20 protein-coding genes are annotated in these 23,727 nt (G+C 42.7%); 4 read left to right on the top strand and 16 right to left on the bottom strand.

Annotation, left to right across the window (positions count from 1 at the left end; all coding sequences use genetic code 11):
* Positions 1-575: 575 nt before the first annotated feature.
* Together DCK90_RS07270 and DCK90_RS07265 are read right to left on the bottom strand one after the other, a co-directional pair.
* Complete coding sequence (locus DCK90_RS07270) at positions 576-2,771, bottom strand: S8 family serine peptidase (protein WP_108245521.1); 2,196 nt, start codon at positions 2,769-2,771, stop codon at positions 576-578.
* Positions 2,772-2,922: 151 nt separating this feature from the next.
* Positions 2,923-3,873 carry an endonuclease/exonuclease/phosphatase family protein gene (locus tag DCK90_RS07265; RefSeq protein ID WP_108245932.1) on the bottom strand — a complete coding sequence of 317 codons (951 nt, stop codon included), beginning with the start codon at positions 3,871-3,873 and terminating at the stop codon, positions 2,923-2,925.
* Between the two features lie 91 nt (positions 3,874-3,964).
* On the opposite strand from DCK90_RS07265, the gene hflX reads away from it, so the two are divergent.
* Positions 3,965-5,176: a GTPase HflX gene (gene hflX, locus DCK90_RS07260; RefSeq protein WP_108245520.1), complete on the top strand. Its 1,212-nt coding sequence runs from the start codon at positions 3,965-3,967 to the stop codon at positions 5,174-5,176.
* Between the two features lie 251 nt (positions 5,177-5,427).
* Here the strand turns inward: hflX and DCK90_RS07255 are convergent, their stop codons facing one another.
* On the bottom strand, positions 5,428-6,360 hold the full coding sequence (locus DCK90_RS07255; protein ID WP_108245519.1) for a DUF3078 domain-containing protein: 933 nt from the start codon (positions 6,358-6,360) through the stop codon (positions 5,428-5,430).
* 433 nt (positions 6,361-6,793) lie between these two features.
* Between DCK90_RS07255 and DCK90_RS07250 the strand changes: the two genes are divergently transcribed.
* Positions 6,794-8,278, top strand: coding sequence for an IPT/TIG domain-containing protein (locus tag DCK90_RS07250; RefSeq protein ID WP_108245518.1), 1,485 nt, complete (start codon positions 6,794-6,796; stop codon positions 8,276-8,278).
* A gap of 692 nt (positions 8,279-8,970) precedes the next feature.
* Positions 8,971-10,755, top strand: a complete 1,785-nt coding sequence (locus DCK90_RS07245) for an Ig-like domain-containing protein (protein WP_108245517.1) — start codon at positions 8,971-8,973, stop codon at positions 10,753-10,755.
* A 741-nt stretch (positions 10,756-11,496) separates the two neighbouring features.
* On the opposite strand, the gene DCK90_RS07240 is transcribed toward DCK90_RS07245, so the two are convergent.
* From DCK90_RS07240 to hemA, 13 genes are all read right to left on the bottom strand, one after another.
* The gene (locus tag DCK90_RS07240; protein ID WP_108245516.1) at positions 11,497-12,210 is read right to left on the bottom strand and encodes a 3'-5' exonuclease; all 714 of its coding nucleotides are present in this window, start codon (positions 12,208-12,210) and stop codon (positions 11,497-11,499) included.
* A 9-nt stretch (positions 12,211-12,219) separates the two neighbouring features.
* Positions 12,220-12,690, bottom strand: coding sequence for a methylated-DNA--[protein]-cysteine S-methyltransferase (locus DCK90_RS07235; protein WP_108245515.1), 471 nt, complete (start codon positions 12,688-12,690; stop codon positions 12,220-12,222).
* On the bottom strand, positions 12,690-13,811 hold the full coding sequence (locus DCK90_RS07230; protein ID WP_108245514.1) for a CNNM domain-containing protein: 1,122 nt from the start codon (positions 13,809-13,811) through the stop codon (positions 12,690-12,692). The genes DCK90_RS07235 and DCK90_RS07230 overlap by 1 nt, the downstream gene beginning before the upstream one ends.
* 40 nt (positions 13,812-13,851) lie before the next feature.
* A complete protein-coding gene (locus tag DCK90_RS07225) occupies positions 13,852-15,159 on the bottom strand; it encodes a serine hydrolase domain-containing protein (protein WP_108245513.1) in 1,308 nt (435 codons plus the stop codon).
* 13 nt (positions 15,160-15,172) lie between these two features.
* On the bottom strand, positions 15,173-16,162 hold the full coding sequence (hemB, locus tag DCK90_RS07220) for a porphobilinogen synthase (RefSeq protein WP_108245512.1): 990 nt from the start codon (positions 16,160-16,162) through the stop codon (positions 15,173-15,175).
* Positions 16,163-16,192: 30 nt separating this feature from the next.
* Positions 16,193-16,552 carry a four helix bundle protein gene (locus tag DCK90_RS07215; protein ID WP_108245511.1) on the bottom strand — a complete coding sequence of 120 codons (360 nt, stop codon included), beginning with the start codon at positions 16,550-16,552 and terminating at the stop codon, positions 16,193-16,195.
* A gap of 36 nt (positions 16,553-16,588) precedes the next feature.
* On the bottom strand, positions 16,589-17,377 hold the full coding sequence (locus tag DCK90_RS07210) for a PhzF family phenazine biosynthesis protein (protein ID WP_108245510.1): 789 nt from the start codon (positions 17,375-17,377) through the stop codon (positions 16,589-16,591).
* 28 nt (positions 17,378-17,405) lie between these two features.
* A complete protein-coding gene (hemF, locus tag DCK90_RS07205) occupies positions 17,406-18,308 on the bottom strand; it encodes an oxygen-dependent coproporphyrinogen oxidase (protein ID WP_108245509.1) in 903 nt (300 codons plus the stop codon).
* Positions 18,305-18,730, bottom strand: a complete 426-nt coding sequence (locus tag DCK90_RS07200) for a DUF6973 domain-containing protein (RefSeq protein WP_159075786.1) — start codon at positions 18,728-18,730, stop codon at positions 18,305-18,307. Before DCK90_RS07200 ends, hemF begins: the two co-directional genes overlap by 4 nt.
* A gap of 62 nt (positions 18,731-18,792) precedes the next feature.
* Positions 18,793-19,818: a uroporphyrinogen decarboxylase gene (hemE, locus tag DCK90_RS07195; protein WP_108245507.1), complete on the bottom strand. Its 1,026-nt coding sequence runs from the start codon at positions 19,816-19,818 to the stop codon at positions 18,793-18,795.
* A complete protein-coding gene (locus DCK90_RS07190) occupies positions 19,815-20,477 on the bottom strand; it encodes a uroporphyrinogen-III synthase (RefSeq protein ID WP_108245506.1) in 663 nt (220 codons plus the stop codon). Before DCK90_RS07190 ends, hemE begins: the two co-directional genes overlap by 4 nt.
* Positions 20,455-21,381: a hydroxymethylbilane synthase gene (gene hemC / locus DCK90_RS07185; RefSeq protein ID WP_108245505.1), complete on the bottom strand. Its 927-nt coding sequence runs from the start codon at positions 21,379-21,381 to the stop codon at positions 20,455-20,457. The genes DCK90_RS07190 and hemC overlap by 23 nt, the downstream gene beginning before the upstream one ends.
* The gene (hemA, locus tag DCK90_RS07180) at positions 21,378-22,634 is read right to left on the bottom strand and encodes a glutamyl-tRNA reductase (RefSeq protein ID WP_108245504.1); all 1,257 of its coding nucleotides are present in this window, start codon (positions 22,632-22,634) and stop codon (positions 21,378-21,380) included. Before hemA ends, hemC begins: the two co-directional genes overlap by 4 nt.
* Before the next feature lie 211 nt (positions 22,635-22,845).
* Between hemA and DCK90_RS07175 the strand changes: the two genes are divergently transcribed.
* Positions 22,846-23,724 carry a helix-turn-helix domain-containing protein gene (locus tag DCK90_RS07175; protein WP_108245503.1) on the top strand — a complete coding sequence of 293 codons (879 nt, stop codon included), beginning with the start codon at positions 22,846-22,848 and terminating at the stop codon, positions 23,722-23,724.
* Positions 23,725-23,727 lie beyond the last annotated feature (3 nt).

The raw sequence follows: 23,727 nt of genomic DNA, 5'->3' as shown, positions 1-23,727 counted from the left end.
AATGCCAACAAAGTAAGGGCAAGCGAAGGTGTTTTAAGGGCACCAATTGACGGATGCCCCATTTGAATTGACGGATGGGGGTTTTGGGTTTAGGAGAGGTGAGATTTTAGTATTGAGAAGTGAGAAAACGGGGTGGGTTCAGCTATCAGACGTCGGTTGACGGTCGCTGAGCGGAGTCGAAGCGACATTTTACTGATTGTACATTAATGGACACGAATTACACGGATTATCGCGAACTATTGGCCAAAGGGAAAAAGGTGAAGGGTAAAAGGTTCCGAGTGTCATTTCGAACGGATGTGAGAAATCTAGTGATGCGAAGTGCAAAGGAGATTTCTCAATCGGTGCGCTGCACCACATTTCGAAATGACCAACCAGCTTTGAAGTTTTGACTCTTTTTTATTAAAACTATCATAACTCACTTGATTGCTTATTGCCCATTGGTGATTGGTCATTGAAAAGACACGAATTACACGGATTATCACGAACTTTATATGGGGAGATCAGATTTCAGATTTCAGAAGTCAGAGGTCTGATTTCTGACATCTGATGTCTTGGTTCTTGAATCTTTATTCTCTTTAATTCTTGTAAAACTTGGTGCTTTTAATACCGGAATAATCCTGAACTACCAAAACATACAACCCGGATGATAAGGATGATACATTGATGGAGCCTTCGGTCTTCCCTTTTTTGATCACATTGCCGGAGGTCGTCACGATGGAGAACTCTGCATCTTGGGATAGTTCTGCCTCAACATTTAGATAGTCCACAGCAGGATTTGGGAATATGGAGATGTTCAATTCTTGGGGAACAAACATGGGCGTATTCTCTATCAATACGGTTTCTTCGCCGTTAAATTCAAACTCGATGGTTTCAGAAAATTCGGAAACGGCATTTTCAGTACAAATGGAACGTACTCGCGCCTCGTATACTTTGCCTTCTTCCAAAGTGGTAAGTTCAAAATTGTTGTCCCAAATCAATTCGTTCGACCAATTGTCAGCATCAATACTTTTGTACTGGATCTCGAACAATGTTTCCTTTGCTTCTTCCCATGTAATAGTGGTACTCTCATTGGTTGAATTTTCCAATGCAACATCAGAAGGAATATCGATAGAGCAATTGGAGATCTGGGCTCCCGAAACTATTAGCGAAAAATCCTGAAAATCGTTCTTTAAGCTGCCCTTGTGGGAGATTGTAATGGTGTAGGTGCCTTTTGCATTGTCTACCTCAACTCGTTCAAACGGGTCAACTTTATTGTCGCCCTTGGTAGCAGCATCGTTGGCTTTTGCAGGATTCAACTTCCAAGGAAAATAAGTTTCTCCGTTCTTGGTGATCCTAATATCCAGATCGTTCACCAAAGCCGCCTTGGAACTGTTGAGTTCTCCGCGGTTAATGGTTTCGGATTCTGGGTCGGTCCAAGAAATCGAAGCCACCAATGGAACACCATCAGTTGCATTTACAGTTATGCTATAGGTGTCACCGTTTGATAGGCTTTCCTCGTTCACTAAAGCGGTAAAATCTTTATTCTGAAGGACTTCTGCCGCAGATTTGGCATTTATTACTCCCCAGCCCATTTTGTAGTCGGGTCCCTTTGCATCAACATCGTCGGCAGTATGAAGCGCAAGCCCCTTTAAGGTCGCCGCTTTCATATAACTGCCAAAAAGCTCTTCGTGGTACTGCTGCAACAACAACAATGATCCTGTTACCCCCGGTGCAGCCATTGAAGTACCGGCAGAAACCTGGTAACTGCTATTGGTAGCGGAGCTTGTGGAGAGAATGTTTCCGCCATCGCCGGCAAGGTCTGGTTTTATACGCCCGTCATCAATAGGTCCAAAACTACTGTAGTTGGCAACAGAGGCTTTTTTAAGTTCGCCATTGCTGCCTATTTCAGTATTGGCCCCGGCGACCGTCAATCCGTTTTTTGTGGTGGTAAAGCCCAATAGTAGATCAAAACCATCAGCAGTTTTGCCATAAATTGGAGATTCGTTGTCGTTGGAGGTTCGGGCATTGCCCGCTGCGGTCACCATCAAATAATATGGAGCGTTGTACATGATCTTGTCCCAGTCCTGTGTGACTTTAATATAAGCCCCAAAATACCAATCCGGCACCCTGTCCGACAAAATCCCATAGGAATGGTTGCTCAAGAGCATTCCGTTCGCGGCGGCTTCGGCAACTTCAATCTTATCCCTGCTCCAATCGTGGGTCAGGGCTTGGGCCCCGTATGCAACTCCTTTTGCATTGGGCTCGACACCGGCAGAAATCAAGTTTCCTGTGACCAAAGTAGCGTGAAGGCTCACCTCAACAGCATTATCCGCATTAATGGCCCGTGTATCAAATTCTTGATGCGATGTAAGCGCAACCCCAGAATCCCATACGCCCACTTCCATACGGGTGCCGGTAAGTCCCAAGTTCAACAGACCTTTGTCATAAAGGGTATGTGCCCTTGATGTTTGGGAGGCTGGATCGTTAAGCGTGGTGTAGTATAGGGGTGTTCCATCGGTACCAATGTCCTTTAACGCGATTTGTGTACCGTTTGTTTTGTTTTCCATGGCACTGATGCCTTTGGATTTTATCAACTCACCTATTTTTTTTAGTTTGGACTGATGCTCCATTTCCATTTCGGAAATCAAAGAGGACATTTTTCCTTGGTCGTAGGAAACGCTGATCTTTTTTTTGGCAGAATCAGATTGTGCAAGGATGGAGGTTCCGCTTATAAGCGAAAGTAAAATAGTGAAGATCACTCCTTTGGCCCCTAAAGGAAATCTGTAATCCATAGTTAAGTTAAGGTAAGATTTGGACTACGAATATAATTTGAGATGTAGGATTCATCGATAAAATTCCTACTTTATTCGATGAAATGCATAGTGATTTACCGCTTTATGTTGTGAAAATTAACTTTTATGTGGTGTAGACTTATTCCTACTCTTAGGTTTTGTTCTCATCCATGAGTATGTACACGGGAAAATGGTCACTATACCCACCTAAATATTTGTTCCCAGCATAAGTTCTAAATGGATTACCCTTATACCTGCCTTTCCACTCCTTTAAGAAACGGGGAGCAAAAATGTCTGCCTTTACAAAACTATGGGTGTTTACTTCGTAGTTCAAAAAACTGTGAGAAATAAGGATTTGGTCGAAAAGACTCCATGCTCTCTTGTAATTGGCGCTACCTGTGACGGGCGACAGAAGTTTTTTCATTGGGTTTATCAATTGACCGGTATCCATGAGGGTTTGAATACTTTCAGAATTTGGTCCATCGTTAAAATCGCCCATGATAATAATATTTGGATGAGTTTCTTGGATTCGGTCAATTTTTTCAAGTATGGTGTTAGCTGCCTTTATGCGTTTGTAGCTTGTTATTTCTGCACCCTCCCTCCGAGATGGCCAATGGTTCACGAATATGTGAACCTCCTCTTGGTGCAACTTTCCACGTACATAAAGAATATCACGAGTAAGGTCGCGCTCGCCGTTGGTGTTCTGTACTATCAAGGGAATGGTTTCGGCACCGATTACCCCAAAATGTTTTTTATGATAGATAAGCGCCGTATCTATCCCACGTTCATCGGGTGAATCAAAATGCACAAAATCGTAGTCGATATCTCGTAGCTGTTTTGATTTCAACAAGGATTTTATCACATTTTTATTTTCAACCTCCGCCAAGCCGATCAAAATCGGAGGAGAATCACTTTCGTTCGAGCCTATCGCCGAAATTGTCCTTGAAATTTTGTTGGCCTTGTTCCAAAATTTGGCTTTGTTCCACTTCTTAAACCCGTTCGGCGTAAAGTCATCATCCAACAAATACGGATCGTTTACGGTATCAAAGAAATTTTCAAGGTTATAAAATGCTACGGTGTATCTGTTTTCCTGTTTTTGCAATGAAAAAAGTATAAGGGTTGACAAATAGAGAAGGCAAAGTACAAAAATAGCTTCCAAAACATTACGTAAATTTGTAGTCTAAATCCATTTGATGCTAGAAAAGAAATCAATAGAATATGAAAAGGCGGTACTTATAGGTGTTTTGAACCAGTACCAAGATGAGGACAAGGTAAAGGAATACTTGGATGAACTTGAATTTTTGACGTATACCGCAGGCGGCGAAGTTGAAAAAAGGTTTGTACAGCGAATTGATGTGCCCAATCCCAAAACCTACATCGGTAGTGGTAAAATGGAAGAGGTACGCCAATTTGTAAAGGAAAATGAAATCGGCTCCGTTATCTTTGATGATGAACTATCCCCTGCACAACAGAACAATATAGAAAAGTTATTGAAGTGCAAGGTTTTGGACAGAACCAGCCTTATTCTGGACATTTTTGCCCAACGTGCCCAAACAAGCTATGCCCGTACCCAGGTGGAACTGGCACAATATGAATATTTATTACCGCGATTGACCGGTCTTTGGACACACTTGGAGCGTCAACGAGGGGGTATCGGTATGCGGGGGCCTGGTGAAACGGAGATTGAAACGGATAGACGGATTGTGCGTGACCGAATTGCCCTTCTAAAAAAGAAATTGGCCAAAATAGACCGCCAAATGGAGACACAGCGAGGCAACCGTGGGTCTTTGGTCAGGGTTGCTTTGGTGGGGTATACCAACGTTGGTAAATCCACTTTAATGAACGTGATCAGCAAGAGCGAAGTGTTCGCAGAGAACAAGCTGTTCGCCACTTTGGACACTACGGTCAGAAAAGTGGTGTTGGGCAATCTTCCTTTTTTGCTAAGTGATACGGTAGGATTTATTCGAAAACTGCCCACCCAGTTGGTAGAAAGTTTTAAGAGTACGCTGGACGAGGTACGTGAAGCTGACCTACTGTTGCATGTAGTGGATATTTCCCATCCGAATTTTGAGGAACATATCGACTCCGTAAATCAGATTTTGGACGAAATTGACAGTTCGGACAAGCCCTGCATTATGGTGTTCAATAAAATCGACCAGTACAGTCCGGAGGAGATAGATGAGGATGATTTGGTGACAGAACGCACTTCCGCCCATTTTACCTTGGAGGAGTGGAAGAAAACTTGGCTCAATAAAATTGGGGACAAAGCACTTTTTATATCGGCCCTCAACAAGGAAAACATGGACGAGTTCCGAAAACGTGTTTATGATGCGGTTCGCGATATCCATGTAACCCGATTTCCGTACAACAACTTTTTGTACCCGGAACATTTGGACGAGTATTGATTCTGGCGACATCTTCGACGAACTACAACTTAATATTTGTTTCACAACAGTTTTGGGACACTTCACAACAAAAGTTTAGGCAATCACCACCCATGGCCTACTTTCACATTGTTTTTAAGTCATTTTAGTGTCGAACGCAGATCTTAATCGATCTTAACCTACTTAGACCATGGTCTTGAAAACATAAAAAACATTTTCACCCCACAAAAAAGCCACCGTTTCGGTGGCTTTTTTTATGCTTCGTATTTAAATCAGAACTTATAACTAAGCCCTAAAGTCCAGTAGGTCTGTAGTTCGTTATCTATAGTATCGAAGGTAGCATCTGGATTGGGGGTCGGGGCATTGTTCACGATATAGTTAAGCGTCTCTTGCTTGTTGTTTCTCAAACCAAAATCAAAACCTACTCCTATCATTTTCCATAATTTATAGCTGAAGGAGTTGGTCCAGGTCCAGTTGCTCAGGTCGCTGCTTTCATAGCTTTGGAACAGGGATAGGTTACTTTTAAAGCTCACTGCACCAAGTTGTTTGGTATAGTCCGCCACAATCTTGGCACCCATGGAAGATTCAAAAATGGTATCCTCACTACTGAATACAAAGTTGTAGTTGAGTGGATGCATTACTACCACCAAATCCGGTATCGGTGTCCAAGTGGCACCCACACCAAGGTCTAAATAGCCAGGATCGTTAAAGTTGCTCAGTATCGTGGTCCTATATTCTGCAAGACCGGAAATAGCAAACTTTTCGCTCAATTTTCTACCGTATAAGGATGAAATATTGAACACATCCGTAGCTTGACGAAAGCTATCATCATCTGTAGGGTCATCCTTATCGTCCAATTTTACCCAAGAAAGGTTGACGTTGGCGGCATTTCTCCAAAAAAACTTTTCTTCTTTAAGATTGGCAAAGGCATTTACCGTAAATCCGATATTGCCTGATGAATTGTTGGGAATTCCTTGAGCAAACCAATTGTTGAACTGGGACAGGCTCCCGCCGATGGTCCCGAAAGCACCTATTTTCCACCCGGGAAGGGCGTCTAACTGAGCTTGAAGGGCATTCACCCTTTTTTGAATAGCTGCAATGGAATCTTTTTTAGGTCCCATTTCGGCCTTGATCTCCTCTTCTGTCTGGGCCGAAGCCATCGAAACAACAAAAAAGGACAAAGCAATAAAAAGTAGTTTTTTCATAGTATGGAGTTTTCTCTTTAGAACCGTAAAAGTAAGAAATGTCACCGCTTTTTCAGTTAAGAATGCACAATTACCAATTAACAATGTGATAGGGTTGGGTGGATTCAAGAACCAAGATATCAGATGTCAGACATCAGCAGTCAGACCTCTGAAACCTGAAATCTGATCTCCCCATAAAAAGTTCGTGATAATTCGTGTCCATTCAATGTACACTCAATAAAATGTCGCTTCAACTCCGCTCAGCGACCGTCAACCGACGTCTGATAGCTGAACCCACCCCGTTTTCTCACTTCTCAACACTAAAATCTCACCTCTCCTAAACCCAAAACCCTTATCCGTCAATTCAAAAGGGGCATACGTCAATTGGTGCCGGATCGCCCCAAAACTTTGACATTTCTTTGTGATGAATTAATAATCCCATAAAATTTTTGTTATGAAAAAAGTATTGTTGCAAGCATCGCTTGCTTTCTCAATTTTTATAGTTGCTTTGGCGTGCAGTAAGGACGACGCTCCCGCACCTATACCCGCTCCCTCTATCACCAATTTTACCCCGTCTTCCGGTAAAGTTGGAACCAATGTTACCATTAATGGTAAAAATTTTGGGAATACCAAAACCAATAACACGGTTAAATTTGGAAACATTGCCGCAGAAATAACCACCGTTTCCACCACTAAACTTGTGGTAACTGTTCCTGTTGGCGCAATTACTGGAAAAATATCCGTAACAGCCAATGGAGATACGGCAATTAGTACCTCCACATTTACCGTGGAAGAGGATGCCCCAGTATTGGCGTTGAACAAAACAGCCTTGGAACTTTACACCTTGGACAACGAAATCCTTGTTGCCAGCGGAAATGGAGGGGCAACCATTAACTGGACCTCCAGTAATCCGGAAGTGGCCATGGTAGATGCCAATGGTAAAGTAACTGCCATGGGAGCCGGAAATGCAACAATAACAGCTACGGTAGGAAGTCAATCTGTAAATGCAGTTGCGACTATTGTGCCCAATGTGTATATCGGAGGATATGAGAGCAATGGAACCAACAATGTGGCGGCCATTTGGAAAAATGGTACAAAACAGGGACTCAGCACCAGCAGTGACAATTCACAAGTGAATTCCTTGTTCGTTGTGGGAGCTGACACCTATGCAGCCGGTAATGACGGCAATGTGGCCATGGTCTGGAAAAACGGGGAAGAACTTTACCAGCTTACCAACGGCGCCAATGGGGCACGGGCCAATGGAATATTCGTTGAAGGTTCCGATGTATATGCTGTAGGCGAGGAAAGTGTAGACGGGTTTTTTGTAGCTAAGGTTTGGAAAAACGGCAACCTTTTAAAAAACGTAACCAACGGGGTTACCAATGCCTATGGTAAATCGATTCATGTGGACGGTATTGATATATACGTAGCCGGACATGAGAGCAACGGAGAGCTAAATGAAGCTAGGGTGTGGAAAAACTTTCAGGTATTGCACGATCTTTCAGATGGCAGCAACCCTGCGGAAGCATATTCCATGGTTTGGGATGGGACCGATGTATATACTGTTGGAACGGAAGTCGAAGAAGGAAAATTTAAAGCTCAAATCTGGAAGAACAATGTGCTTGCAAAAGAACTTACCGATGGAAGCAACAATGGTTACGCACAATCTGTTTTTGTTGATGGTGACAATGTTTATGTAGCTGGAAACGATGGCATTGCTCCGAAGATATGGAAGAATGGGGAAGTATTATATCAACATCCTGATGGTGGAAACTACACGGAAGCCAACGCTATCCACACCAATATTGGTAATGTGTATGCATCCGGGTTCGCAGCCTTAGGTGGTAAAAATGTGGTCAAACTATGGAAGAACGATGAGGAGATGACCATTACTGATGGTTCCCAAGATGCCAAATCTTTTGACTTGATAGTACAATAAATTTTATTTACTCTAATTTTTATTTGGTTGAACAGGCCCTCGCTTTGGTGGGGGCTTTTCTTTTTGGTAGATATTAGATGTTGGTATTGAGATCTGGGATAAAAGAGCTAAGAACCAAGATATCAGAAGTCAGAAATCAGACCTCTGACTTCTGAAATCTGAGATCTGCCTCTCCATAAAAAGTTCGTGATAATCCGTGTAATTCGTGTCTTTTCAATGACCAATCACCAATGGGCAATAAGCAATCAAGTGAGTTATGATAGTTTTAATAAAAAAGAGTCAAAACTTCAAAGCTGGTTGGTCATTTCGAAATGAGGTGCAGGGCACCGATTGAGAAATCTCCTTTGCACTTCGCATCACTAGATTTCTCACATCCGTTCGAAATGACACTCGGAACCTTTTACCCTTCACCTTTTTCCCTTTGGCCAATAGTTCGCGATAATCCGTGTAATTCGTGTCCATTCAATGTACAATCAATAAAATGTCGCTTCGACTCCGCTCAGCGACCGTCAACCGACCTCTGATAGCTGAACCCACCCCGTTTTCTCACTTCTCAATACTAAAATCTCACTTCTCCTAAACCCAAAACCCCCATCCGTCAATTCAAACGGGGCATCCGTCAATTGGCGCCCCTAAAATACCTTCGCTTGTCCTTACTTTGTTGGAATCGACAACTTTAAAAAGTAATTGATATGAAAAAATTCAGTATTTGGGCCGTTGCGGCCCTATCGGTTTGCCTGTTCGCACTTTCCTGTGGCAAGGACGATGGCCCTGACACTCCCGATACCCCCGACACCCCCAAGACAGGCGATGAGGCCCCGACGATAACCAGCTTTACGCCCCTTTCCGGCACCGTGGGCACTTTGGTCACCATCAACGGGACCAACTTTGATGCCACTGCCTCCAAGAACACCGTAAAGTTCGGCAATTTGGCCGCCAGCGTTACCACTGCCAGTACCACCAAGCTCGTGGCGAAGGTACCCGATGGTGCAGCGACCGCCAAGATATCCGTTGCCGTGGGCGGAAAGACCGCCACCAGTACCGAAACGTTCAAAGTTACAGAAGACGTCCCATTGACCATTGCCCTGAACGAAGAGGCGGTGACGTTATATCCTTATCCTAAATATACCGCATCGCTGGAAGTGACCACCGACATCGGTGAGAACACCGTGGCGTGGAGTAGCAGCGACGAGACCGTGGCCACCGTGGACGCCGACGGCGTAGTGACCGCATTGAAAATAGGTGAGGCCACCATTACAGCAAACGCGGGCGGAGCGGAAGCCACCTGTACCGTAAGCGTGGTGGACGGGCCGGTGACCAAACTGGAATTGGACAAGGAGGGCATGGAGCTCTATACCGGCGATACCGGGGAACTGTCCATTTTTGCACTGGAGGCAGACGTAGAGGAGACAAGCACGCCCGTTTGGAGCTCGGACAACACCGATGTGGCCACCGTGGACCAAGAGGGCAACGTTACCGCTGTTGCAGAGGGCCAGACCACCATTACCGTTATCGTGGACAATGCGAGCGCGACCGTAACTGTGGTGGTTAATCCCAATGTTTATGTTGTAGGACGAACTAAAGAACAACCTTTGGGATCCATTGCAAAGATGTGGGTCAATGGAAATGTCACCCAACTGACTGATGGCAGTACTAGTGCTAACGCAGCCTCCATGTATTTGTATAATGATGATGTATACATTGCAATGACTGATAGCATTGCCCCAAATTCTGTAATTAAGCTCTGGAAAAATGGGAATGTCAGCAACATAACACAACCTTCCGAAACTTTTGCTTATGCAGCCAACTCGATATTTGTTGAGAATGGTACTGAATATATTGTAGGAAATATCAGAAATAACAATGACTTAAACAATTCAAAAAATGCGGTACAATGGGTGAATGGACAGGTGCAACCACTGAACTCAATGGGTTATGATACATCCGATGCATTGAATGTTGCAGTTGGAAATGGAAAAACATATGTTGTTGGCTACAGAGGATTGAACGGTAAATCTGTGGCTACTGTATGGGAAAATGGCGTACCAATAACTTTAACCGATGGAGAGGGTATTGCCGAAGCTACGGATGTGTTTATAGATGGCAACGATGTTTATGTTGTAGGTTTCGAGATCAAAAATTCTTTGGCAGCAGGAAAATTATGGAAAAATAATGCGTTAATAGGTAGTTATCTTGGAATATCCATACACACCGTTTTTGTAGATAATGGTGATGTGTATGTTGGTGGCAGAATAAAATCCCAAGACCATTATCTGGGAGCTATTGTCAAAAATGGATCTGATTATACATTTTTGGGAGAGCCAGATACTTTTACAAACATAAGATCTTTATTTGTTAAAAACGGGAAAGTATATGCTGTTGGAGTAACCGAAGATTCTCCGACATTATGGATTGATGGGGTCAATCAAAATTTAAGTAATATTTATGGAGTAGCTAATGATGTTTTTGTAAAATAAATTCATTTTCTTCAAATTTAATGGTTAATTATTGAAAGGCCTTCCGTGCAAGCGGGGGGCTTTTCTTTTTTAGCTTTCAGAAGTCAGAAGTCAGAAGTCAGAAGTCAGAAGTCAGAAGTCAGAAGTCTGAGGTCAGAAATCAGTATAAAGGTTTGTGGAAATTCGTGGAATTCGTGTCGGTTCAGTAGACAATAAACAATTATCAATTAACAATGGGCGGGTTGGGTAGAATCAAGGCTTCATTTCTTCATAGCAACTTTTGTCATTTCGAAATGAGGTGCAGAGCACCGATTGAGAAATCCCCTTTGTTCCCCACATTACAAGATTTCTCACATCCGTTCGAAATGACACTCGGAACCTTTTACCCTTCACCTTTTCCCTTTGGCCAATTTTTGGTGCGATTCGTGTCGCTTCGGCTCCGCTCAGCGACCAAAACGTTTCCCGAAACACGGCCACTCATCGGAATGGATGATAACAGAACAGTCACCCTGTTTTTGCGTGCGGTTGAACGGGGGTTTGCCGCAACAAATCGTAGGAATAGTGGTTTTTAGTCGAAAATCAAGGATTTGTATCACTTTTCAAATAATAGCACCTACCGGCTTTCCTCGCAAAATGCCGATAACATGCAATGTCGCTTCGGCTCCGCTCAGCGGCCGAGTTGTTATACTGAGCGAAGCGACCATTTTCTCATTACTCAATACTGCCTACTGACCTCCGACCTCTGATATATGACATCTAAACTCACACCTTTTTGATTTCATCTTCGGTTAAAAGTTCCTCGTTGCGCATGCGCAAAAATACCTGAGCGGTAGTGACTACGTCTAGTTCGCAATAATCGATAATCCTGTTGATATCCTTTTCCTTGTAGAACACATCTTTCACCATACTGCCATCCATATCCTCTTTTGGGGAAGGGATTCCAAGTATATGCGCCAATAACTTGAGCGAAGTGTAATGTTTGTAATCGCCGAACTTCCAAAGTTCCATAGTATCCAAATGAGGCACTTCCCACGGTTTTTTACCGAATAAATCTAGCTTGTAGGGCAGATTAATGCCGTTAATCACCATTCTGCGGGCGATATACGGAAAATCGAACTCCTTGCCATTGTGCGCACACAAAAGATGTTTTACGCTGCTAAAATAATCTATGAGCAGTTGTTTGAACTCTTTGAGGATTTTGGCCTCATCACCATAAAAGGAAGTGGTCCTAAAATTTCTGGTCTCGCCCTGCATTTTAAAATAGCCCACCGAGATGCAGACAATTTTGCCGAACTCGGCCCAAATACCGGCACGGTCGTAAAATTCCTCGGGCGAGAACTCGTCCTTGCGTTGGTACTGTGTTTTTAGCTCCCATAACTGTTGGGAAGTTTCATCCAGATGGGTGAAATTTTCATGTAGGGGAACGGTCTCGATATCCAAAAAAAGGATATGCTCCAGGTTAAGTTTATAAAGCATGGCAATAATTTAAAAAAGAGTCGTCTGCTTTGCAGGACTCTCGTGTTCCAATAACCATTTTTTTCTATGCAGTCCACCTGCATAGCCTGTGAGGTCTCCGTTGGTTCCTATTACACGATGACAGGGAACCACAATCCAAAGTGGATTTTTGCCATTGGCCGAGGCTACTGCACGAATGGCCTTTACATCACCGAGTTGTTTGGAAAGTTCCAAATAAGAAATGGTTTTTCCAAAGGGAATTTGCAATAAGGCATCCCACACCTTTTTCTGAAAATCGGTCCCCGACGGATTTAATTTTAGGTCAAATACCGTTCGGTTTCCATCAAAGTATTCTTGAAATTGCTGAACAGCATCCTTCAGAACCTCTGGAATTGTACTGTTTGGTTTTTTTTCTTCCAAAACAGTGATTGCAGCAAGTCCATTTTCATCCCCTTTTAATTCCGCTGTTCCTATAGGTGTCTGTACGTAAGCGATTTCCATTACTCTATTTCGTCTTCTTTTTCAATAATTCCTAATCGCTTTGCACGTGCATGCCAGTTCTTTCTGGCGAGCTTTTGAAGGTCTTCTACGTTGTCGCTCTCGTCCATAATCTCGAATCCGAGTAACGTTTCGATTACATCTTCCATGGTCACCAGACCACTTACCGAACCATATTCGTCCACCACCAAAGAAACATGCTCTCTCTTCTGCACAAACTTTTTGAAAAGCTCGTTAATGGATTTACTTCGGTTGGTGACCAATAATTCCCTTCTGATGGTGGCCAAGGTTTCGTTTCCTTTTTTGTTGATGATGGCCTCCAACAATTCATCCTTTAAAAAGAAGCCCGTTATATTGTCCATACGATCCTTGTACAATGGAATTCTGGAAAAACGTAGTGGTCTGTTCTTTTCAAAAAATTCTTTTATCGGGGTGTCTTCCGATGCAATTTTCATGACGGTTCTTGGTGTCATCACATCGCGGGCCAGAATTTCATCAAAATAGAGCAGGTTCTTGATCATCTTGGATTCCGATTCCTGAAAAACGCCTTCTTCATGTGCGATTTCGGTCATGGCACTAAAATCCTCACGGCTCAAAACACTGCCATGTTCCCCTTTGGCGCCAACAAGCTTGGTAAAAAGTTGCAAAAGCCATAACAATCCAGTCCACTTTAAAATAAATACCATGATATTTAGCGCTTTGCTGGTAAAGTTGGCCAGTTGCTTCCAGAAAGTAGCCCCAATCGTCTTCGGAATAATTTCTGAAGCTACCAGGATCAATATTGTCATAAGTGTGGATACAATTCCAACCATAAGGTCTTCGGTCAAGGTAAAACCAAATATGGTTCGCTCTGTGCTTCCATACATTTCTGCATAAGCTACTTTTGCCTGTACACCGACCAAAATTGCACCTACGGTGTGGGCAACAGTGTTCAAGGTAAGAATGGCGATCAGAGGTTTGTCCACGTCCTTTTTAAGGGATTCCAACGTGGCGGCATAATCTTTTCCCTCTTGCTTTTTTACATTGATAAAGGTTGGGGTAATACTTAGCAATACAGCCTCCAAAATGGAGCACAGAAATGAAAAGAATATGGAAATAAGGGCATAAAATATAAGTAGTCCCATAGAATGGCAGAATGTTTAGTACCAAGATAGGGAATAGGAATTAATTTTGGACGCTTAATGTATCTGCTTTATAAAAAACATCTTGTAGCGCCTGTCTAATGTCCAAACTGTAAAGTTTTCGGTGGTCTCTAGAGGGATAAACCCGATTGGAAAGAAAGATGAAAGTCAAATTTTTTACCGGGTCTGCCCAAACAAAAGTGCCGGTAAATCCGGAATGGCCAAAACTTTCGGGCGAAGCCAAAGGAGAGGGGTAGGCTTCTTCCAAAGGAAGTTCTGAATTGTTCAGGAGAGGTTTGTCAAAACCTAAGCCCCTGTAATTTTCATTCTCGGGATATTGTATGGTAGTAAACTCTTTTACGGTTTCTTTTGAGATGAGCTGTTTACCATCTACATTTCCATAATTCTGATAGAACAGCATCAATTTGGCCAAATCATCTGCCGTGCCAAATAGACCGGCATTACCAGAAACCCCTCCCTTGAGCGAAGCATTTTCGTCGTGTACCCAACCTTTCACCAAGGTCTTTCGGAAAAGAGAATCCACTTCGGTGGGAACTATGGCATTTACGTAATTGTTTTCCATGGGAAGATACCCCAAGGTGTGACAACCTAATGGGCCGTAGAAGTTTTCATCCAAATAGGTTTGGTAATCGGTTCCGGTGAGTTGTTCTATCAACGTTGGAAAAATCAAAAATGTAAGTCCGGAGTATTTGTACTTTTTTTCATCCGAAACTTTGGATCGGTTGATGATTCGGTTCATTTTTCGTTCAAAACGATGATTGATGAATAGCCCATTATATACCTGCCCTTGATATCGTTTGTCTGATGAATCGTGCACGAATCTTTTTTTGATTTCTCCGTTTTTGCGAAGCACTTTCTGCAAGAAAACTATATATGGTATTAGCCCTGCCTGATGCGCCAGTATTTCACGAAGTGTTAGGTCTTTTTTATCCTTTCTTCGTTTCCATGGGCCCCAATATATACTGAATGGTTTATCTAGGTCCAGCTTGCCTTCATCCACCAGCTTCATCAATGCGGGAAGTGGCCCCGATATTTTTGTTACGGAAGCCAAATCATACAAATCGTTCAATGCAACAGGTTGAATTTCATCATACGTATGGAATCCGTAAGCTTTATGGAAAATAACAGTATCGTTCTTGGCGACCAACAATTGTGCTCCTGGAAATGCTAAACTATCAATTCCCATCTCCATAATGGAATCCACTTTTTGGTCGATGAAATTTTCATTGAAACCCAAAGTAGAGGGAAGGGCATGGATGAGCTCACGTTGGGAAAACCCAAAGGGCATCACTAAAGTGAAAAGGAAAAATGAAACCGCTAGTTTTTTCATTTTGGTTTTAGGTTTATCCCAAAGTACGGATAAAATCCTTCGCAAAATAACTGGCGATGATATCGGCGCCTGCTCTTTTAATCGCTGTCAATTGCTCTAGCATGACTGCATCGTGGTCCAACCAACCTTTTTCCGCTGCTGCTTTTAGCATGGCATACTCCCCAGAAACTTGATAAACAGCAACAGGTACTTCAACTTCATTTTTTATTTCACGGACGATATCCAAATAGCACAACCCTGGCTTTACCATCACAATATCAGCCCCTTCGTCGATATCCATTTGAGTTTCTTTAATAGCTTCATACCGATTGGTATAATCCATCTGATACGTTTTTTTGTCCTTCGGCACATTGGCAATGTCAACGGGTGCAGAATCTAGCGCATCCCGGAACGGGCCATAAAAAGCACTGGCATATTTGGCGGAATAGGCCATAATTCCGGTATTAAGAAACCCTTCGTCTTCCAGAGCTTCGCGGATGGTGAGGATTCTACCGTCCATCATATCGCTGGGGGCAACAAAATCTGCCCCTGCATTGGCATGGGAAACGCTCATTTCTGCCAACAGCTCTGCAGTTTCATCATTCAAAATTTGCCCTTCGGCCACAATACCATCATGTCCATAGGATGAAAATGGGTCAAGCGCCACATCGGTCATCACCAACATCTGTGGACAGGCATTTTTTACGGTTTTTATAGCGCGCTGCATCAACCCATTGGGATTGAGTGCCTCGGTTCCCTTATTGTCCTTAAGTTTGTCATCGACCTTCACAAAAAGAAGTACGGAACACAATCCCATTTTCCATAGTTCTTTCACTTCTTTTTCCAAATTGTCCATACTCAACCTAAAGTAGTTGGGCATGGATGGAATCTCTTCTTTGATTCCTTTTCCTTCGGTCACGAAAAGTGGAACCAAAAAGTCATCAGGGGTCAAAGTGGTTTCCCGAACCAATCTTCTAATGGATTCGGATGCGCGAAGTCTTCGGTTTCGTATTAATGGGTACATGTTGCTAGTTTTAAGTTATAAGCCTTAAGCTTAAAGCGATGTTTTTATAGTTTTGATTAATGCCGCAAGCATTTTCTTGATTTCATCTATTTCTGAAATAGTGTTTTTGGATATTTCTGATTCAATATAACCCAAGTCGGAGGCTAAAAGCAAAAGATAATCCAATTCGTGGGCAGAACCAGAAGCGATATAAAGAAATCGAATAAATTCTTTTTGAGTTTCGCGTCCACACCCTTCTGCAATATTTGTGGGAATGGAGACAGAAGCCCTATTCATCTGGGAGATTAAATTGTACTGTTCCGATTTTGGGAAATCCTTGGTCAAGCCATAAATGTCAAGTACGAGTTGATGTGATTTTTCCCAGACCTTGTAATTTTTATAGTTTCCCATGGCTTAGAGCTTACTGCTTAAGGCTTATCGCTAATATTAAATATCAATTTCTCCTGTTAGATAAAGCACGGCTTTCCCCGAAATTTTTACACGCTCGCCCAAATACTCGCAGACCAAATCGCCACCTCGTTCGGAAAGCTGTTTAGCTGTCATTTTGGTTTTGCGAAACACCTCTGACCAGTAAGGGGAAAGCGATGTATGGGCCGAACCGGTTACTGGGTCTTCAGGAATACCGCAAGAAGGGGCAAAGAAGCGGGATACAAAGTCAACTTCGTTGCCTGGAGCGGTAACAATGACCCCTCTAGCGTCCACTTGGTCCAAAAGGAAGAAGTTGGGAGAGAGTTCCTCAATTTCCTTTTGGGATTGGTAAACCAGCATGTAATCGCTTTTTCCCTTGTATGTCTTTACCGGGGATTTTCCCAATGCTTGGTCGATTTCATCAATATTTTTGATGGCGACCAGCGTATCTGCTGGAAAATCCATGGTCAACCAGTTGTTGTCGGCCTTGTTTACATATAGGTTGCCACTTCGGCTCGAATAAAACTGAATGGTATTTTTGTCGAGTTCATAAAAATGAAATATAACAAAGGCGGTCGCTAGAGTGGCGTGTCCACATAGGTCAACCTCAACTTCAGGGGTGAACCATCGAATTTCGTACAGGTCATCTTTCTTTACTGCAAAGGCTGTCTCCGCAAGATTGTTTTCTTGGGCTATTTTCTGCATCAGCTCTGGACTCAACCAAGATTCCAAAATACAGACCGCTGCCGGATTGCCTCCGAAAGTTTGGCTCGTAAATGCGTCTATTTGATAAATTTTCTGTCTCATTGATTTGGTTTCTGGACAAAATTAAGCATTAGGCCCAATCTTTTGGGTTTTGTAGTACCTCTATCAATTTATCTTCGTCGCTACCTTTTTCTGGATGATGGTCATACTTCCATTGCACGTGCGGGGGCAAACTCATCAAAATACTTTCAATACGTCCGTTGGTTTTTAGACCAAAAAGGGTTCCTTTATCATGTACTAAATTAAATTCTACATAGCGCCCGCGACGAATTTCTTGCCAATCACGCTGTTCTTGTGAATATGGTAAATCTTTTCTTTTTTCAACTATAGGAGCGTAGGCCTCCAAGAAACTGTCCCCGACCTCGGTTACAAAATTGTACCAATCTTCCATGCTGGTTTCTTCGGTGGCTTTGCAATAATCGAAAAACAGTCCGCCTACGCCACGAGCTTCGTTCCGGTGCGCATTCCAAAAATAGTCGTCGCACTTCTTTTTGTAGTTGATGTAAAATTCTGGATTGTGGGCATCACATGCTTTTTTACAAATGGAATGAAAATGTGCCGCGTCTTCCTCGAATAAATAATAGGGGGTAAGGTCTTGTCCGCCACCAAACCATTGGTCAACGATGTTACCTTCCTTGTCGTACATTTCAAAATAGCGCCAGTTGGCATGGACTGTTGGCACCATTGGATTTTTGGGGTGAATGACCAAGCTCAGTCCACAGGCAAAGAAATCCACATCTTCCACCCCAAAGTAGTTTTGCATGCTTTTGGGCAAGGGTCCGTGCACCTTGGAAATGTTGACCCCTCCTTTTTCAAAAACAGCTCCGTTCTCTATAACTCTTGTTCTCCCGCCACCTCCTTCTTCACGCTCCCAAAAGTCCTGTTGGAACATGGCCGTGCCATCCAATTCTTCCAATTTGGAGGTGATAGTATCTTGTAATTGTTGAATGTATGCGTAGAATTTATCTTTCATTGTTCTAAAATATGTACCATTCGGTTTTTATATTCGGAAAGCACTGAACTCTCATCAATTTTGATGGATTCCAAAGCCATTTCCTTTAATAAATGCACAACTTCCTGTTCTGATTTTTCCATATACTGTTCAAAAATGAAGCGGCCAACTTCATTATTGTGCAAATCCATTTCCCGTGGTAACTTTTTGTTCGGAAATGAGTCCTCGTGCCAATCGGTTACTTTTTTGACCCAAGCCAAGACCACTTCTTCATTGTTTTGCCATTTGAAACATCTTTTAGCAATCAAATAGTTCCAAAAGGCGTGTCTGAAGGCATTGGCAGGACCATTTTTATGATGCTGCTTGCCATAGTTTTTGGTCGAAATGGAAATACAGTCCTTAGTAGCATTTATGGTTGGCAAAATAAAGTGCGGGCGACTCATACCAATAAATATACCCTTAAGTATATTTTTAAAATCGACCCGTTTTAGTACCGCAAATAGGTTCACTCCTTGTATTCTTTGACGGCATCAATAAATGCTTTTGCATTTTCCACAGGGATATGCGGTAATATACCATGTCCCAAGTTCACAACATATTTGTCCTTGCCAAAATCACGGATCATTTGAACAACCATTTCCTTGATTTTCTCTGGTGGCGAAAGCAGACGGGCTGGATCAAAATTACCTTGAAGGGTTATATTGCCTCCAGTTAAGTATCGTGCATTTTGAGCGGAACACGTCCAATCCACACCAACGGCAGAGGCGCCCGAGTTGGCCATTTCCTTAAGTGCGAACCAGCATCCTTTTCCAAAAACGATTACGGGAGCTTCATCTTTTAATGCATCCACAATCTGTTGTATGTATTTCCAGGAGAATTCCTGATAATCGGTTGGAGACAACATCCCGCCCCAAGAATCAAAAACCTGAACCGCGTTTACACCGGCTTTAACCTTTGCTTTAAGATAGGCGATGGTCGTATCCGTAATTTTTTGAAGCAATTCGTGCGCAGCCTTTGGCTGGGTAAAACAAAATCCTCTTGCTTTATCAAAACTCTTGCTGCCCTGACCTTCCACGCAGTAGCAAAGTATGGTCCAAGGGGAACCTGCGAACCCTATTAATGGAATGTCATCGTTCAGTTTTTCCTTGGTCATGGTAATGGCGTCCATCACATAGCCCAGCGTATCCTGAATATCCGGTACGATTACCTTGTCCAGATCCGCTTGTGAGCGGATTGGGTCGGGCAAATAAGGACCAAAATTTGGTTTCATCTGTACCTCGATGTCCATGGCTTGTGGAATCACCAAAATATCGCTGAATAAAATAGCCGCGTCCATGCCGTATCGGCGAATGGGCTGCACTGTGATTTCCGAAGCCAATTCCGGGGTCTGGCAACGGGTGAAGAAGTCGTATTTTTTACGGAGTTCCATAAACTCTGGCAAATAGCGCCCTGCTTGTCGCATCATCCATACGGGTGGACGTTCAACAGTTTCACCTTTTAAAGCTCTTAGGAACAAGTCGTTTTTTATCATGGGTGTCTATAATGGTTTATCGCCTGGACCAACACATTCTCTACGGTCGGTTTATTGGCAATGATTATATTTTTAGAATATTTCTTTGCTTCAGAAGCCGTAGTTTCTCCAATACAAAATAAAGTGCTGTTTATCAAACTGTTTTCCAGTTGATAGCTTCGGATGCCACTTGGACTAAAGAAAAGGATACCATCAAAATCGCGTTGAAACTTTTTCGAATTTAAGTGGGTGCGGTAAACTTCTAACTCCTTATACTGAACGTTATTTTTTGACAAGAGTTCTGGAAGGTCGTCCCTTCTTTTATTGCCACAGAGGAACAAAAAAGTTTTATTTTTATAGCGTTCAATCAGAATTTCACCTAATTCTGATGCATAATGCGCTGTTTCTACCACTTTAAGGCCATTTTCTTGTAGAAATGATTTTGTTTTTTCCCCGACACAAAATACACTGAGGTTAGATGTGTCCAAATCCTGAGCCTGTTTCAGGAAAGCTTTTACAGCGTTTTTGCTGGTAAAAATTAACTTGTTGTGGTCGAACGGGATTTTTACATCCAACAGTTCAATTTTAAGGGCATCGTACTCCACCAATCCCAGACCGGAATTTAGAAAAAGCTCCTTTTGGGACAAACTCAATATTTTAGTGGACAGTACTGTTTTCATTTCTGATTTCTTGCATCAATTTGTCGCCTCCTTTTTGCAATACTTCAGCGGCGCAGGTTTTTCCAAGACCTATGGCATCGGACAGCTTTACTTCTTTTTTGATATCGATTTTCTGCTTTCCATCCAAGGAGAAAACAACGCCTTCAAAATATACCATTTTGTCTTTTATAAGAGCCAAGGCTCCTATGGGTGCGGTACAACCGCCTTCCAGCGTTCGTAGAAACTCACGTTCAATGGTTGTTGCCAACTCCGTTTCCGGGTGGTTTAGGTTCCCCAGAGCTTCTTTGGCAAAGTCATCTTCTTGCTTGGCGACCACGAGCATGGCACCTTGCGCGGGAGCCGGTATCATCCAGTCCAGCTGAACGGCATCTTTGGGCAATAATTTGATGCGTTCCAATCCTGCCTGTGCAAAAATGGCTCCTTGCCAATCGTTTTCAATAAGTTTCAGTAGACGAGTGTTTACATTTCCCCTAAGGTCCACTACTTTGTGGTTGGGATATTTGTTCAACCATTGGGCCTTTCGTCGTAGACTTCCGGTGGCAATAGTGGCAGGTTGGTCGCTCTCCAAAAATGATGAACCTTTGTGGACCAATATATCGTGGGTTATGGCGCGTTCCAGAACGGCTGCCTGTACAATTCCCTTTGGTAATTGAGTGGGTACATCTTTCATGGAATGTACCGCAATATCAATATCCCCTTTGAGCAACGCGACATCCAAGGTCTTGGTAAAGATTCCAGTTACCCCAAGCTCGTACAATGGCTTATCCAACACTTGGTCTCCCATGGATTTGGTAGGTACCAAAGTAGTGTCGTACCCCAATGCTTCCAACTTTTGTTGCACGGTGGTTGCTTGCCACAGCGCCAATTCGCTGTCGCGGGTCCCAATGCGGATTATTTTGCTCATTTGGAGTGTAGTTCTAGCTGAAAAACTTTCTGAATAAGTTCCAGGCTGTCATCGGTATCGACCTCGTTGCTTTTTAGGTGGTTAGCAAACTGTTTGGTTATTTTTTGAATGATACGGTCGGAAATGATTTCTGCCTGCATTTGGTCGAAACCTTCAATTTTTTTGGTCTGAAAATCGATTTCTTCGGTTTTCATAGTGTTCAGTTTGTCCTTAAGTGCATTGATCACAGGGGCAAACTTGCGGGTTTCCAACCATTTAAGGAAATCCTTTTTTACTTTTTCTATAATAGCTTCCGCCTTGGGAACATATTCTTTTCTTTTGGCCAAGGTCTCATCGGTAATCTGGGAAAGCTGATCAAGATGCACTAGAGTTACATTGTCCAGTTCCTTTACATCGTCCGATACGTTTTTGGGAACGGACAAATCAAGCACCAATAATGGCTTTTTAGGGTAGATCAATGCTTTGGAAACCGTTGGCAATTGAGCTCCGGTGGCCACAACCAGAATATCCGCTTTTCGGATTTCCGTTTGTAGATCGCCATAGTCCTTTACGTTCAATTGAAATTTCCCGGCAATGTCCTCCGCTTTTTCGCGTGTTCTGTTGATTAAGGTAATGTGGGAATTATTGGAATGCTTTACCAGATTTTCACAGGTATTTCTCCCAATTTTACCAGTTCCGAACAACAAAATGTTCTTTTTGGAAATATCGGTTACGTTGTCCAATATGTACTTCACCGAGGCAAAAGCCACCGACGTAGCTCCCGAAGACAGTTCTGTTTCGTTTTTGATACGCTTACTGGCCTGAATCACTGAATTGCACAAACGTTCCAAGAACGGATTGGCCATATCATGCTTTTTGGCACGGTAGAACCCTTGCTTTATTTGGCTGATAATTTCAAAATCACCCAAAATCTGACTGTCCAGACCGGTACCAACTTTGAACATGTGGGAAATGGCATCGTGGTTTTTATACACGTAGGCCACTTCCTGAAATTCTTCAACGGTTCCATGCGTTTCGTCGCAAAGAAGTTTGATGAGCTGGTAGGGGTGTTGTGCAAAACCGTAGAGTTCTGTACGGTTACAAGTGGAAATGGCCAATAGACCATCAATTCCTATTTCCTTGGCCTTGCCCAAAATATGGTCAATAGCAGGAACATCCAGACTGAACTTTCCTCTAACCTCTGCATCCGCCTTCTTGTAACTCAACCCAACGGCATAGAAGGAATTATGTTTTGAAATGTGGTAGTCCCTCATAAAGGATTATAAATCGCAGCACAAAAATAACAGGCTTATAGGTCAAAAAATAACGCTAGCGGAACTATAAATGACCAATGCTGTTATTTTATTGTTTATTTTTATTGAAAATGACGTTAGACGTTGCTATTATTGATAAATTTGATTATTGAAATCACAATTTAGAGTGATTCTAAATTAATTAAAAAACAAAGATTGATTAAAATCCGATATGAAAAACATCGCTAGAGGTTCTTACGACGAAATTTTGGTCGAGGATGGAATTTACATACTCAAAATTCAAAATGATGCTCAGGAGGCAAAGCTTATAGAGCGGGATATTGATAGTTCTTATATTCAATTTCATTTTTGTCTGAAAGGCAAATCCAAGTTCAATTTTAACGAAGGGAACTACTATTTGGAAGTGAACGAGGAAAATTCCTTGTTGCTCTACAATACCCAAAAGGATTTGCCACTGGATTTGGTGGTTTCACCCGGGTCTTGGTTGCTATCGGTGGTGATGACCATCAGGAAGTTCCATTCGCTGTTTTCCGACGAAGCAGATTACATTCCGTTCCTAAGCGAAGAGAACAAAGAGAAAAAATACTATTCCCAAGAGATGGTATCCCCGGCCACGGCGGTCGTTCTTAGTCAGTTAATGAACTACAACCTACATCCATCCATCAAAAAATTGTATCTGAAAGGCAAGGTCTACGAGCTGATTTCCCTCTATTTCAACAAAACCGAGGATGCCGATTTGGAGCAATGCCCCTATTTGGCCGATGAAGATAATGTTAGACGTATTCGCATGGCAAAGGAAATCATGATTTCCCGTATGGCCGAGCCACCCACTTTGGCCGAGCTATCGCAAGAGGTTGGGCTGAGCCTAAAAAAACTGAAAGAAGGCTTCAAGCAAATCTATGGGGATTCCGTATTCGGATTTTTGTTTGATTATAAAATGGAGTATGCCCGAAAAATGCTGGAAACGGGCAAGCACAATGTAAATGAAGTAGGGTTAAAGGTTGGTTATAGTACTGCAAGCCATTTTATAGCCTCCTTTAAAAAGAAGTTCGGTACTACACCAAAAAAATACTTAACTTCAAACGTCTAAACA

Source organism: Muricauda brasiliensis (assembly GCF_003057865.1).
GTDB lineage: Bacteria > Bacteroidota > Bacteroidia > Flavobacteriales > Flavobacteriaceae > Flagellimonas > Flagellimonas chongwuensis.
The sequence above is the reverse complement of the archived record's forward strand: the minus strand, read 5'-3'. Positions and strand labels throughout refer to the sequence as shown.